We start from the raw sequence: 14,683 nt of genomic DNA, 5'->3' as shown, positions 1-14,683 counted from the left end.
ATCTGAACTTGATTCAGGTTCACATATAACAAGAAAATATAATACCTGTGAAAAGAGGTATCCATTAATATAGAGGTTAACATTGTTGTGAGTATTATAGATTCCTGCCTACGCAGGAATGATAAAAAAATTGTCATTCTGAACGATAGTGAAGAATCTCACATAACAAGTAAAAGTTTAAATAAGAAATTAATGAAATCATTAAAACTAACAATATTACTATTCATTTTCTCAACAATTTTCTACGCACAAAATCCAAATAGAAAATTAGAAAAAGTAACCAAATTTAAAAGTTATGTTGAAGTAAAAACCAATGATGGAGTTTACAGATTTCAACCTTACGGAAATGAAATAATAGAAACTTCATTTATACCAAAAGGCGAAACTTTCAATCCAAATTCTCACGCAGTTGTTTTAAAACCAGAAGCTGTTGAAATGGAAATTGTTGAAACTTCAGGAATGACTGAAATAAAAATGAAAGATATTTCAGTAAAAATAAATCATTCGCCTTTTCAAGTTTCATATTACTATGAAGATAATTTCCTGATTTCAGAAAAGAAAGGATATTACAAAGTTCCACATAATCCAATGGAATTGGTAAAAGGAAATATTGTTGCTAAAGAAACTGAAAGTATAGAATTTAACCTTACAGAAGATGAAGTTTTATATGGTGGAGGAGCAAGAGCTCTAGGAATGAATAGAAGAGGAAATAGATTGCCGTTGTACAATAGAGCACATTATGGTTACGAAACACATTCAGAATTAATGAATTTTACGCTTCCAGTAATGTATTCTTCAAAAATGTATGCCATTCACTTTGATAATGCTCCAATTGGCTATTTAGATTTTGATAGCAAAAAGAATAACACACTAACTTACGAAACCATTTCAGGAAGAAAAACCTACCAAGTTATTGCAGGTGACGATTGGGAAGAAGTTGTTGAAAATTATGTTGCGTTAACAGGTTTTCAACCATTAATTCCACGTTGGGCATTGGGTAATTTTTCAAGTAGATTTGGTTATCATTCTCAAAAAGAAACTATAGAAACTATAAATGAGTTTCAAAAAGAAGAAATTCCAGTAGATGCTATAATTTTAGATTTGTATTGGTTTGGAAAAGAAGTTCAAGGAACTATGGGTAATTTAAAATTCGATAGAGATTCATTTCCTAATCCTAAAAAAATGGTAGCCGATTTAAAAGAAAAAGGTGTTAAAACCATTTTAATTACCGAGCCATTTGTGTTAACAACTTCAAACCGTTGGGATGAAGCTGTTAAAGAAGACATTCTAGGAAAAACAAAAGAAGGTAAACCATATACCTACGATTTCTACTTCGGAAATACAGCGATTATAGACATTTTCAGCCCAAAAGGAAATGAATGGTTTTGGAATATTTATAAAGATTTAAAAAATGAATACGGAATTGAAGGTTGGTGGGGAGATTTAGGTGAGCCAGAAGTGCATCCTTCAGACTTATTACACGCAACTGGAACGGCAGATGAAGTACATAATATTTATGGTAGCGAATGGGCAAAATTAATTGCTAAAGGTTACGAAAAAGAGTTTCCAAATGAGCGTCCGTTTATTTTAATGCGTGCAGGTTATTCTGGCGCACAACATTACGGAATGATTCCGTGGTCTGGCGATGTGAATAGAACTTGGGGCGGATTAAAACCACAAATGGAAATCTCATTACAAATGGGAATGCAAGGTTTAGCATATATGCATTCAGATTTAGGTGGATTTGCTGGGCCAAATTTAGATGATGAATTGTATACACGTTGGTTACAATATGGAGTTTTTCAACCAATTTATCGTCCGCACGCGCAGGAAGATGTTCCTTCAGAACCTGTTTTTAGAGAAGAAAAAACAAAACAATTAGCCAAAGAAGCGATTGAATTACGTTACAGTTTGTTGTCTTATAATTACAATTTAGCTTTTGAAAATAGTAAAAAGGGAGCACCATTAATGCGACCATTATTTTTTGAAGATGAGAGCTTAAATGAAGTTGATAAAACCTATTTGTGGGGAGATTCATTTTTGGTAAGTCCTGTAATTTCTGCAGGGATTAAAGAGCAAGAAGTAGTTTTCCCAAAAGGTTCAAATTGGTACAATTTTTATACTGAAGAAAAAGTTGATGGTGGACAAACAAAAACAGTTCAGTTAAAAGAAGAAAACATTCCAACGTATGTTCGTGGAGGTTCATTTATTCCAATGATTCAGCCAATACAAAATACTTCAACATACAATTTAGATAAGTTCGATTTACATTTTTATTATGAAGAAGGAATTGATGAAGTAGATTATAGTTTATATAATGATGATGGTGAAACTAAAGATGCTTTTGAAAAAGGAATGTATGAAATTCTGGCGTTTGAAGCTGAGCAAGAAAAACGTTGGTTTGAGATTGATTTTGAAGCTGAGACAGGTGAAAACTATCAAACTTCAACAAAAGAAATTAAATTAATAATTCATAATGTAAATAAAGTTCCAAAGAGAGTGAAAATTAACGGAAAGAGAAGAATGTTTTATTTGGAAAATCACGGAAAGAATATTGTAATTCCAGTTACTTGGAATACTTCAGAAGAAAAATCAATCAGAATAAAATTTTAAACAATGCAAAAATTAAGTTTCCTTTTAATCGTTTTATTAGCGCTAACAAGTTGTAAAGAAAAATCAACCAAAGCTATGGAACCTACAAAACCAGAAGTACCATTTATTTGGGAAAATGCGAACATATATTTTATGTTAACCGACCGTTTTAATAACGGAGATACTTCAAACGATTTAAGTTTTGACCGAAAAGATAATGCTGCAAAATTAAGAGGGTTTAAAGGTGGAGATTTAAAAGGTGTAATTCAAAAAGTGGAAGAAGGTTATTTTACCGATTTAGGAATTAATGCAATTTGGATGACTCCAATTTTAGAACAAATTCACGGAGCTGTTGATGAAGGAACTGGGCTTTCGTATGGATTTCACGGTTATTGGACTAGAGATTGGACAGCTTTAGATCCTAATTTTGGAACTAAAGAAGATTTAAAAAAGTTGGTTGAGGTTGCCCACAAAAATGGAATTAGAATTGTTTTAGATGCTGTAATCAATCATACTGGTCCGGTTACAGAAATTGATCCTGTTTATCCAAATAATTGGGTGAGAACTGGCCCACAATGTAAGTATGATAATTATGAAAATACGATTACGTGTACTTTAGTTAAAAACTTACCTGATGTAAAAACAGAAAGTACAGAGAACGTTGAGTTACCGAAAGAATTAGTTGAAAAATGGAAAGCTGAAGGCAGATATGAACAGGAAGTAAAAGAATTAGATGCCTTTTTTGCTAAAACAGGTTATCCAAGAGCTCCAAAGTATTATATAATGAAATGGCTTTCAGATTATATTACAGAGTTTGGAATTGATGGTTATAGAGCTGATACGGTTAAGCATACAGAAGAAACTGTTTGGTCTGATTTTAAATCAGTTTGTGATGCTGCTTTTACTGAATTCAAGAAAAATAATCCTGAAAAAGTAATGGATGATAATCCGTTTTATTTAGTAGGAGAAGTATATAATTATGGAATTTCTGGAGGGAAATTCTTTGATTTTGGAGATAAAAAAGTAAACTATTTTGATAACAAATTTACAAGTCAAATTAACTTTGAATTCAAATGGAATGCCGCTCAAAATACTTATGAGGAATTATTTTCTCGATATGATTCAATTTTGAATAATGAATTAAAAGAATTTGGAGTGTTGAATTATTTAAGTTCTCATGATGATGGTCAACCTTTTGATCCAAACAGAGAAAAACCTTTTGAAACTGCAAATAAATTATTGTTAAGTCCAGGAACAGCGCAAATATATTATGGAGACGAATCTGCTAGACCATTAATTGTTGAAGGTGCAAACGGAGATGCAAACCTTCGTTCTTTAATGAATTGGGATGAGATTGCTAACAACAAAAACACACAAGAAATTTTAGCGCACTGGCAAAAATTAGGAGTTTTTAGAAGTCAACATCCAAGTGTTGGAGCAGGAGTTCATAAAATGATATCTCAAGAACCATATATTTTCCAAAGAACTTATACTTCAGAAAAATTTAACGACGGAGTTATTGTAGGTTTAGATTTAAATGAAGGCGAAAAACAAGTAAACGTTGGAGAAATCTTTGCTGAAGGAACATTATTAAAAGATGCTTATTCAGGTAAGGAAGTTCAAGTTAAAAAAGGAAAAGTAGTGATTGATTCGCCATTTTCAATAGTGTTATTAGAGAAAATGTAAATTCAATTTCGTCAACCTGAACTTGTTTCAGGTTCTCATAATGATTGGTATTTGTATGATGAGATTCTGAAACAAGTTCAGAATGACGTATAAAATAAAGTTTAGAATAAAAACATAACAAAGTGAAAATATTAAAAAGTTTTTTAGTTGTTTTAATTAGTTTTTTGGTTGCTTGTAATTCGGCATCCGAAAATAAAACTGAAGTTGTTTCTCCTGATGGAAACATTCAAATCAATTTTGAGTTAAGTGCTGAAGGTGTACCAACCTATTCAGTTTCTCATAAAAAGAATCAGGTGGTAAAACCTTCACAATTAGGTTTTGAATTTGAAAATTTACCTTCATTTCACAATGGTTTTAAAATTTTGAATGTAACACCATCTTCATTTAATGAAGAATGGCAAATGCCTTGGGGGGAACAACTTTTAGTTAAAAACAATTACAACCAGTTAAAAATTGAATTACAAGAAACTTCAGAATTAAATAGAAAATTAAACATTGTTTTTAGAGTATTTGATGACGGAATTGGATTTAGATATGAATTTCCTGAACAAGAAAATTTAAAAGAAGTTTTAGTTTCTGAAGAAAATACCGAGTTTAATTTAACAGGAGATCATAAAGTATGGTGGATTCCTGGTGATTGGGATATTTATGAGCATTTGTATAATACCACAAAGTTTAGTGAAATTGATGCACTTAAATTATCTGGTCACAAGAATTTAGCACAAACTTCAATTCCAAATAATGCGGTGAATACGCCAGTAACAATGAAAACCGAAAGCGGATTGCATTTAAGTTTTCACGAAGCTAGTTTAATAGATTATTCTGGAATGACTTTACAAGTTGAACTAGAGGGTTTTAAAATGAAAAGTGTGTTGGTTGGTTCAAAAAATCACGATTATAAAGTGAAGCAAACAATTCCTTTTAATACACCTTGGAGAACTATTCAAATTGAAGAAGAAGCGAAAGATTTAATTGCTTCAAAATTAATTTTGAATTTAAACGAGCCAAATAAATTAGGTGATGTTTCGTGGTTTAAACCAATGAAATATACTGGTATTTGGTGGGAAATGCATTTAGGTAAATCGTCGTGGGATTATGGAATGGAAGATGTAAACGGAAAATGGAAAGATACCGGAAAAGCTCACGGAAAACACGGAGCAACTACTGAAAATACAAAGCGATTTATAGACTTTTCAGCAAAAAATAATATTGGAGGTGTTTTGGTTGAAGGTTGGAATACTGGTTGGGAACATTGGATAGGTTTTGAAGATAGAGAAGGAGTATTCGATTTTGTAACTCCGTATCCAGATTACGATTTACAGGAAGTTGTTCGTTATGGAAAAGAAAAAGGAGTAGATATAATTATGCATCACGAAACTTCTGCAGCTACTCAAACCTATGAAAAACAACAAGACACTGCGTATGCGTTAATGCAAAGTTTAGGAATTCACGCAGTAAAAACCGGTTATGTGGGAAAAATTATTCCGAAAGGAGAATTTCACCACGGTCAGTATATGGTAAATCAGTATAACAATGCTGTAATTAAAGCAGCAAAATATCAAGTAGCAATCAATGCGCACGAACCAATTAAGGCAACAGGATTGCGTAGAACGTATCCTAATACAATTTCTAGAGAAGGTTTACGAGGACAAGAATTTAACGCTTGGTCTAGCGATGGAGGAAATCCGCCAGAGCATTTGCCAATTGTGGCATTTACAAGAATGTTGGCTGGTCCGATTGATTATACACCGGGAATTTTCAATATAAAATTTAATGAATATAAAAAGGACAATCAAGTAAATACAACCATTGCACAGCAATTAGCTTTGTATGTGGTAATTTACAGTCCGGTACAAATGGCTGCGGATTTAGTAGAACATTATGAAGGAAACCCGGCATTACAATTTATAAAAGATGTTGGTGTAGATTGGCAACAAACTGAAGTTTTAAATGGTGAAATTGGAGATTATGTAACAATTGCTCGTAAAGAGCGAGCTTCTGAAAACTGGTTTGTTGGTGGAATTACTGATGAAAATTCTCGTGATTTGGAGATTGATTTTTCTTTTTTAGATGAAGGAGTTACCTATACGGCTAATATTTATGAAGACGGAAAAAAAGCACACTATAACACCAATCCAACCAATTTAAATATTAGAACAATAGAAATTAATAAACATTCAAAAGAAAAGTTGCACCTAGTTGAAGGCGGTGGTTTTGCAATTAGTTTAATAAAGAAATAAGGATATGAAGACAAAAATAATTACAAGTATAATAGCTTTAACTCTTATTTTTGCAGCTTGCAATCAAGAAAAAAAGGAGATAAAAAATAATATAGAAGTGAAAAAAAACAAGGAAGTCGTTTACCAAGTTTTTACGCGTTTATTTGGAAATACAAACACAACCAATAAACCTTGGGGTACAATAGAAGAAAATGGAGTTGGAAAATTTAATGATTTTACTGAGACAGCTTTAAAAGAAATAAAAGATTTAGGTGTAACATATATATGGTATACAGGAGTTCCTCACCACGATGTAATTAGAGATTATACAAAGTTTGGAATTTCGAACGATGATCCTGAAGTTGTAAAAGGTAGAGCAGGTTCTCCTTATGCTGTTAAGGATTATTACAATGTAAATCCAGACTTGGCTGTTAATGTTGAAAATAGATTAGAAGAGTTTGAAGCATTAATTGAGCGTACGCACAAAATAGGAATGAAAGTGATTATAGATATTGTTCCAAATCACGTTGCACGTAATTATAAAGGAAACTCTAACCCTAAAGGAGTAACTGATTTTGGTGCTGATGATGATAAAACAAAACAATACGACGTAAATAATAATTTTTACTACAATCCGGGAGAAGATTTTAAATTACCAGAGTGGCAAAATGGATATAAACCAATAGGAGGAGAGAAACATCCTTTAGTTGATGGGAAGTTCAATGAAACCCCTCCAAAATGGACAGGGAACGGTTCTAGAGCATCACAACCAGGTTTTTATGATTGGTATGAAACTATAAAAGTAAACTATGGAGTTTCACCAGATGGTAGAAAAGATTTTGATGAATTGCCACAAGGTTTTGAAAATGAAGACTATAAAAAACATTTTGAATTTTGGAGAGATAAACAAGTGCCAAATTCTTGGGTTAAATTCAAAGATATTGCACTGTATTGGACAGCAAAAGGTGTTGATGGTTTTAGGTATGATATGGCTGAAATGGTGCCTGTTGAATTTTGGAGTTATATGAATTCGTCCATAAAAATGGAAAATCCAAATGCTTTTTTATTGGCAGAAGTATACAATCCTAGTTTGTATAGAGATTATATTCACAAAGGGAAAATGGATTATCTGTATGATAAAGTTGCTTTGTATGATACGATTAAAAATATTATGCAAGGTAGAGGCTTAACCGATAATTTACCAAGTATACAAGCTGATTTAGCAGATATAGAGCATCATATGCTTCACTTTTTAGAAAATCATGATGAACAACGAATTGCAAGCCCAGATTTTGCCGGTTCGGCAGAAAAAGGAAAACCAGCTATGGTTGTTTCTGCAACAATTAGTACTTCTCCAACTATGATTTATTTTGGACAAGAAGTTGGTGAACCAGGAAATGAAGATGCTGGGTTTGGTAAACCTACACGAACTTCAATTTTTGATTATATAGGTGTTCCAGCGCATCAACGTTGGATGAATGAAGGAAAATTTGATGGCGGAAAATCTACTTCAGAAGAAATAGAATTACGTAATTTTTATAAACGATTGTTAAACTTTACCATAAAAAGTGATGCGTTAATGGGTAATTATAAAGAAATACATCACTTTAATAGATCTGAAACTGAAAACTATTCAGATAAAATATTTTCGTTTGTTCGTTGGTCTAAAAATGAGAAATTACTGATTGTAAGTAATTTCGATGCAAATAATTTAGGCGAATTTGAGTTGAAAATTCCTTCAGAAGTAATTTCAGAATGGAAAATGAATGATGGAAGCTATAATTTGCAAAATCAACTAGATTTTAATCGAAAACTTGAACTAAAAGTTGAAAATGGGGTAGGAATAATAGCTACTCATATAAAGCCATTAGAATCTTTTATTTTGAAGGTAGAAAAGGAATAGTTTTTTGTTAATAATTGATGAAATTAGTATTAAAAAAGGTGTTTATTTATTGAACTTTATAAGTTGCCTATAAAAACAATATTTTTTGAAATTTAAATGAAAATACCTTAAAAGTTAACAGGAATGTGTTGTTTGTGTTAATAAATTGAAAATAAAAGAATTACAGATGTAAAAAGAGCTCTAAAATGAGCTCTTTTTTTGTGCGAAATTGCGAAATCGTTTTAGTGAATAATAGACTGATTTGTAGGCGAAAAAGGCATAAAAAGAGTAAATTTGAACTATAAAATTTAGGAATGAAAGAACCAATTAAAAAAATCGCAGTTTTAACATCAGGAGGAGATGCTCCAGGTATGAATGCTGCAATACGTGCCGTTGTTAGAGCATGTACATATTATAGAATAGATTGCATAGGAGTTTATAGAGGATACGAAGGACTTATTGAAGGTGATTTTAAAGATATGTCTGCTCGTGATGTTAGTAATACAATTAACAAAGGAGGAACAATTTTAAAATCTGCTCGTTCTCAAGAGTTTAGAACTGAGGAAGGAAGAGAAAAAGCTTATAAGCAATTAAAAGATGCTGGAATAGGAGCATTAGTTGTTATTGGTGGAGATGGAACATTTACTGGAGCAATGAAACTTATTGAAGAGTTCAATTTTCCAGTTGTAGGTATTCCAGGAACTATTGATAATGATATTTACGGAACAGATAATACAATTGGTTACGATACAGCTTTAAATACAGTTGTTGAAGTAATTGATAAAATTAGAGATACAGCAAGTTCTCATAACCGATTATTTTTTATTGAAGTTATGGGGCGTGATGCAGGATTTATAGCATTAAATACCGGAATTGGAGCTGGAGCTGAAGAAATTTTAATTCCTGAAAAAGATTTAGGAATTGATAAATTAGAAGAATCTTTAGATGCAAGTAGAGAAAAAGGAAAATCATCAAGTATTGTTGTGGTTTCTGAAGGAGATAAAATAGGTAAAAATGTTTTTGAACTTGCAGATTACATCAAAGAGAAATATCCTTTTTACGATATTAGAGTGTCAGTATTAGGGCATATGCAACGTGGAGGTTCACCAAGTTGTTATGATAGAGTTTTAGCAAGCCGTTTAGGTGTTGCTGCTGTTGAAGCATTATTAGATAGATCTACTGGAGTTATGGTAGGTGTAACAAACAATCAAGTTACTACAGTTGGTTTAAACAAAGCCATAAAAATGAACCACGATATAAATAGAGAATTACTTAAAGTAGCTGAAATAACTTCAGTTTAAATATTATAATTATAAAACGATTAAAATGTCAACAATTAAAATTGGAATTAACGGATTTGGACGTATTGGTAGAATTGCTTTTAGAGTAGCAGCTAGCAGACCAAATGTAGAAGTAGTAGGAATTAATGACTTGCTAGATGTAGATCACTTAGCTTACTTATTAAAGTATGACTCAGTACACGGAAGATTTGATGGTACTGTTGAAATAGCTAATGGAAACTTAGTTGTAAACGGAAAAGAAATTAGAATTACTGCAGAACGTAACCCAGAAGATTTAAAATGGGATGCTGTTGGAGCTGAAGTAGTTTTAGACTGTACTGGTATCTTCACAAACTTAGAAGGAGCTGGAAAACACATTACTGCTGGAGCTAAAAAGGTTGCTATTTCTGCACCATCTGCTGATGCACCAATGTTTGTTATGGGAGTAAACAGTGATAAAATTACTGCTGAAGATACAATCGTATCTAACGCTTCTTGTACTACTAACTGTTTAGCACCTGTTGCTAAAGTAATTAACGATAAATTTGGTTTACTAGAAGGTTTAATGACAACTGTACATGCTACAACTGCAACTCAAATGACTGTTGATGGTCCTTCAAGAAAAGACTGGAGAGGTGGTAGAAGTGCTTTAGCTAACATTATTCCATCTTCAACTGGAGCTGCAAAAGCTGTTGGTAAAGTAATTCCTGAATTAAACGGAAAATTAACTGGTATGGCATTTAGAGTACCAACTCAAGATGTATCTGTTGTTGATTTAACTGTAAGAACTGAAAAAGCTGCTTCTTGGGATGAGATTAAAGCTGCACTTAAAGAAGCTTCTGAAAACGAAATGGCTGGTGTATTAGGTTATACTGAAGAAGCTGTTGTTTCTCAAGATTTCGTATCTGAGCCAAGAACTTCTGTATTTGATGCTGAAGCAAGTATTGCATTAAGTGATAACTTCTTTAAAATTGTTACTTGGTACGATAACGAATTTGGTTACTCAACTAAATTAGTTGATTTAGCAACTAAAATTGCTGAGATTAAATAATTTACACAATAATATATTATAGATTTAACCTTGAATTTGTACTTTTGTAAAGTATATTCAAGGTTAAATTTTTATTAAAACACACCTAAAATATGATTTTAATAGCAGACGGAGGTTCTACAAAAGCAGATTGGATTTTACTTGATTCTTCAGGTGAAGTTGTACTTAAAACAAGAACAGGAGGTTTAAACCCCGCAGTTTTTTCAGTAGATTTGATGAATAGTCGAATTAACGAAAACGAAGAGTTTAAAACTTATAAAGAAAAAGTAACTGAAGTATATTTTTACGGTGCTGGTTGTGGTACAGAAAAACCTACTGCACTTTTAAAGTCTATATTCGAATCATTTTTTATAAATGCTAAAGTTGTAGTAAAAGAAGATACGTATGCTGCTGCTTATGCTGTAACTACAGAGCCAGGAATGGTTTGTATTTTGGGTACAGGATCTAATAGTTGCTATTTTGACGGAACAGATGTTGATGTTAGAATAGATTCTTTAGGATACATTTTAATGGATGAGGCAAGTGGTAATTATTTTGGTAAAAAATTACTAAGAGATTATTACTACAAAAAAATGCCTAAATCTATTGCTAAAATGTTTAAAGAGCAATACAATTTAGATTCAGATACTATTAAAAGAAATATCTATAAAGAAGAAAATCCGAATACATATTTAGCGCATTTTGCTGAGTTTATGTTGAAGAATGATAGAACTTTATACTTTAATAAAGTACTTCATAAAGGAGTAAAAGATTTCTTTCAAAATAGAATTTTACCTTACAAAGAATCAAAAAAAGTACCTGTACATTTTGTTGGTTCTATTGCATACTTTGCAAAAGATATTATTGAAGACGTTGCCAGATACTATTTAGTTGAATTAGGAAACGTAGTTAGAAGACCAATAGATGGTTTAATAACATATCATCAAGAAAAAATTAAATTAGAAAAGCGTTAATATTCTTTCTAATGCCATACCTCTAGATCCTTTAATTAGAATTGTAGTGTTGGTTATAGTATTAATATCAATAGATTTTTTTAAGCTTTCAAAACTATCATATACAAAGGCATTTTTTACATTAGTTGTAGAAAATGCTTTTCCTATTAAAAACACTTTATCAAAATTAAATGATGTAGCTAGTTTGGCAATGCTTTGGTGTTCATATTTACTTGTTTCTCCAAGTTCAAACATATCTCCTAAAAATACTATTTTAGATGAAGTTTTGAGTGTGTTTAAGTTTTCGAGAGCAACTTTCATACTACTTGGATTTGCATTGTAGGCATCCAAAATAATTTGATTGCTATTTTTTTCTATTATTTGCGATCTATTATTTGTAGGGAAATAGTTTTCAATAGCATTTTTAATGTTAGATAGCTCTACATTAAAATAGTTTCCAAAAGCAATAGCAGCAGATATATTTGTGTAGTTATAGCTACCGATTAACTTGCTTTGAATTATTTTGTTTTTGTATTTAACTTTTACAAAAGGATTAACTTCAAGAAGTTCAATTTGGTTAGAATTAAATTCAATAGTTTCAATTCCTTTACTTTGTTTTATTTGCAAGTCGTCATTAGAATTTACAATAGCTTTACCTTCTGTTTTACGAAGGAAATCATATAATTCAGACTTTCCTTTAATAACACCTTCAACACCTCCAAAACCTTCTAAATGAGCTTTTCCAAAGTTTGTAATATAGCCTATATTTGGTTCAGCAATATTACTTAAAAACTCAATTTCGTTTAAGTGATTTGCACCCATTTCAACTATTCCAATTTCTGTTGAAGAATCCATACTTAACAGTGTAAGTGGTACACCAATATGGTTGTTTAAATTACCTTTAGTTGCTGAGGTTTTATATGTTGTTGAAAGTACGCAGTTTATTAACTCTTTGGTAGTGGTTTTTCCATTACTGCCTGTTAAGGAAATTATTGGTATGTTTAATTGTTTTCTGTGAAAATTAGCAAGTTCTTGTAAAGTTTCTAAAACATTATTTACTAAAATAGTGTTTAGGCTTTCATATTTTTTTTCATCTATAATAGCATAACTAGCACCTTTTTTTATAGCGTCATCTGCAAATTTATTACCATTGAAATTATCTCCTTTTAGAGCAAAAAATAAGCTTCCTTTTCTAATATTTCTAGTGTCAGTATCAACTAGATTTGACTCAATAAATAGCTTGTGAATTTGTTTAATTTTCATTTTTTAAATATAAAAAAACCTCACTAAATTATTAGTGAGGTTATAAATTATTTTATGAGTTTTAATTTAATATCTTTTTTTTGTTGTAGTAGGTTTTCTACGTTTATAAGTCATTGGACCTAATCTATCCGTTGCACAACGGAAACCTATAAAGTTTGTAGCCATATATTCTGGTAAAAATCTTCTTTGAGATGGGTCTAGCCAATACTCTCTATCTTTCCAAGATCCACCTTTGTAAACTCTAGTTTTGTCACTTACCAATGTTGTTCTATGCTCTTCATCATATTCTTGCATATGTAGTCCGCTTTCTCCAATAACTCTAGGTTTAATAGGTGAGTTATACATACGCGGCTTAACATCTAGCTCATCTTCATCTTTGTCGAATAATTTTGAAGAGGCTAAATCACCATCTTGTGCATCTACATTATATGCTTTTTCATAATTGTTACGCATATAAGCATCTCTTCTTGAAATTGGTATGTATTTAACACTTCCTGGTAATGCTTTTGCTACTAATTTACCGTTATCTAACGTGTCATACTCAACAGTAATATCATCAACAATAACAACTTTACCTTCAGCATCAATCATTTTTTTAGTAAAAATATTCCCTCTAAAATAATTGAAGTCATTTGCATCATTATCAATAATTGGTCTATAAACATCAGCTACCCATTCAGCAACGTTACCAGACATATCATATAAACCAAATGCGTTTGGGTCGTATTGTTTAACTGCAATAGTTATATCGGCACCATCATTACTCCATCCAGGTATACCACTATAATCTCCTTTTCCTTGTTTAAAGTTAGCTAGTTGGTCACCTTTAAAACGTTTAGATTTGTTTCTGGTGTATTTACCATCCCAAGCATATTTTTTTCGTCCTCTAATGTTGTTGTATTCTCTATTTTCAATAACAGCTTTAGCTGCATATTCCCATTCTGCTTCGGTTGGAAGTCTAAATTTAGGAGATAAAATTCCATCAGAAACTTTTACGTGTCTTCCAGAAAATGCATCTCTAGAAGTTCTAGGGTCACCTCTTTTACGTTTAACCTTTGTAGGTAATCCTTTTTTATAAATAGTAGAATCTCCTTGGAATAATAAATTTGGATTTGCTAAATACGTGTCTGTGTTAAAATGATTTTGTCCACGAACTTCAAGAGAATCTTGAGAGAATAAAGATTTTAGAATACCTTTATCCATTAATATTTTTTCGTTTACACGATCGCTTCTCCAATTACAATATTGATTTGCTTGCACCCAACTAACACCAACAACAGGATAATCTGCATACGCAGGATGTCTCAAGTAGTTTTCAGTTAATAATTCATTAAAACCTAAAACTTCTCTCCAAACTAGAGTGTCAGGTATTGCAGATTCGTATATATCTTGATAGTTTACATCGCTAGGAGGAAAAACTTTTTCCATCCATTCTAAGTAAAATAAATACTCAGAGTTAGTAACTTCTGCTTCATCCATATAAAATGAACGAACTTGTTGTTTAACAGGTGTAGTGTTCCAATCAAATAAAACATCGTCTTGTACGTGCCCCATAGTAAAAGTACCTCCTTCAATTAAAACCATTCCAGGAGGGGCTTGTTGACCTTTAAAACTTGTGTTTGATGAGAATCCTCCAGACGCTTTGTCTTTTGAATTCCAGCCTGTTAGTGAAGAATTACTTTTGTAAGATCTGTCGTGACAACTAACAAAAAATATTGTTACAACGGCAAGTAAACTTATTTTAGTAATATTAAATATTTTTTCCATTTCCATTTTAA

Annotated in this window: 9 protein-coding genes; 7 read left to right on the top strand and 2 right to left on the bottom strand. The window is 31.5% G+C overall.

Annotated features, from left to right (window positions below; genetic code table 11):
* Nucleotides 1–192 precede the first annotated feature (192 nt).
* The 7 genes from BLU40_RS16410 (at nt 193) to BLU40_RS16380 (ending at nt 11,663) form a co-directional block, all read left to right on the top strand.
* Entirely contained in the window at nt 193–2,613 is a 2,421-nt protein-coding gene (locus BLU40_RS16410) for a glycoside hydrolase family 31 protein (RefSeq protein ID WP_090126260.1), read from the top strand.
* Nucleotides 2,614–2,616: 3 nt separating this feature from the next.
* A complete protein-coding gene (locus tag BLU40_RS16405) occupies nt 2,617–4,278 on the top strand; it encodes an alpha-amylase family glycosyl hydrolase (RefSeq protein WP_090126257.1) in 1,662 nt (553 codons plus the stop codon).
* A 122-nt stretch (nt 4,279–4,400) separates the two neighbouring features.
* The gene (locus BLU40_RS16400; RefSeq protein WP_175454821.1) at nt 4,401–6,518 is read left to right on the top strand and encodes a glycoside hydrolase family 97 protein; all 2,118 of its coding nucleotides are present in this window, start codon (nt 4,401–4,403) and stop codon (nt 6,516–6,518) included.
* A 4-nt stretch (nt 6,519–6,522) separates the two neighbouring features.
* The gene (locus tag BLU40_RS16395) at nt 6,523–8,400 is read left to right on the top strand and encodes an alpha-amylase family protein (protein ID WP_090126254.1); all 1,878 of its coding nucleotides are present in this window, start codon (nt 6,523–6,525) and stop codon (nt 8,398–8,400) included.
* A gap of 293 nt (nt 8,401–8,693) precedes the next feature.
* Nucleotides 8,694–9,680 carry a 6-phosphofructokinase gene (gene pfkA / locus BLU40_RS16390; protein WP_090126252.1) on the top strand — a complete coding sequence of 329 codons (987 nt, stop codon included), beginning with the start codon at nt 8,694–8,696 and terminating at the stop codon, nt 9,678–9,680.
* A 25-nt stretch (nt 9,681–9,705) separates the two neighbouring features.
* Nucleotides 9,706–10,710, top strand: coding sequence for a type I glyceraldehyde-3-phosphate dehydrogenase (gene gap, locus BLU40_RS16385; RefSeq protein ID WP_090126249.1), 1,005 nt, complete (start codon nt 9,706–9,708; stop codon nt 10,708–10,710).
* A 92-nt stretch (nt 10,711–10,802) separates the two neighbouring features.
* Nucleotides 10,803–11,663, top strand: coding sequence for an N-acetylglucosamine kinase (locus BLU40_RS16380; RefSeq protein ID WP_090126246.1), 861 nt, complete (start codon nt 10,803–10,805; stop codon nt 11,661–11,663).
* Here BLU40_RS16380 and BLU40_RS16375 read toward each other — a convergent pair.
* Both BLU40_RS16375 and gldJ read right to left on the bottom strand, forming a co-directional pair.
* Entirely contained in the window at nt 11,649–12,905 is a 1,257-nt protein-coding gene (locus BLU40_RS16375; RefSeq protein WP_090126243.1) for a UDP-N-acetylmuramoyl-tripeptide--D-alanyl-D-alanine ligase, read from the bottom strand. The two genes, BLU40_RS16380 and BLU40_RS16375, sit on opposite strands and share 15 nt — an antisense overlap.
* 66 nt (nt 12,906–12,971) lie before the next feature.
* Nucleotides 12,972–14,678: a gliding motility lipoprotein GldJ gene (gldJ, locus tag BLU40_RS16370; RefSeq protein WP_090126240.1), complete on the bottom strand. Its 1,707-nt coding sequence runs from the start codon at nt 14,676–14,678 to the stop codon at nt 12,972–12,974.
* Nucleotides 14,679–14,683 lie beyond the last annotated feature (5 nt).

Origin of the sequence: Lutibacter oricola (genome assembly GCF_900106565.1) — a bacterium.
In the GTDB taxonomy this organism is placed as follows: Bacteria; Bacteroidota; Bacteroidia; order Flavobacteriales; family Flavobacteriaceae; genus Lutibacter; species Lutibacter oricola.
This window is presented reverse-complemented; position numbering and strand designations above follow the sequence as displayed.

Bases quoted from the DNA above. Each gene is read 5' to 3' on its own strand.
- gldJ (WP_090126240.1), bottom strand. From the start codon at position 14,678: ATGGAAATGGAAAAAATATTTAATATTACTAAAATAAGTTTACTTGCC.
- pfkA (WP_090126252.1), top strand. From the start codon at position 8,694: ATGAAAGAACCAATTAAAAAAATCGCAGTTTTAACATCAGGAGGAGAT.
- BLU40_RS16405 (WP_090126257.1), top strand. From the start codon at position 2,617: ATGCAAAAATTAAGTTTCCTTTTAATCGTTTTATTAGCGCTAACAAGT.
- BLU40_RS16375 (WP_090126243.1), bottom strand. From the start codon at position 12,905: ATGAAAATTAAACAAATTCACAAGCTATTTATTGAGTCAAATCTAGTT.
- BLU40_RS16380 (WP_090126246.1), top strand. From the start codon at position 10,803: ATGATTTTAATAGCAGACGGAGGTTCTACAAAAGCAGATTGGATTTTA.
- BLU40_RS16395 (WP_090126254.1), top strand. From the start codon at position 6,523: ATGAAGACAAAAATAATTACAAGTATAATAGCTTTAACTCTTATTTTT.
- gap (WP_090126249.1), top strand. From the start codon at position 9,706: ATGTCAACAATTAAAATTGGAATTAACGGATTTGGACGTATTGGTAGA.
- BLU40_RS16410 (WP_090126260.1), top strand. From the start codon at position 193: ATGAAATCATTAAAACTAACAATATTACTATTCATTTTCTCAACAATT.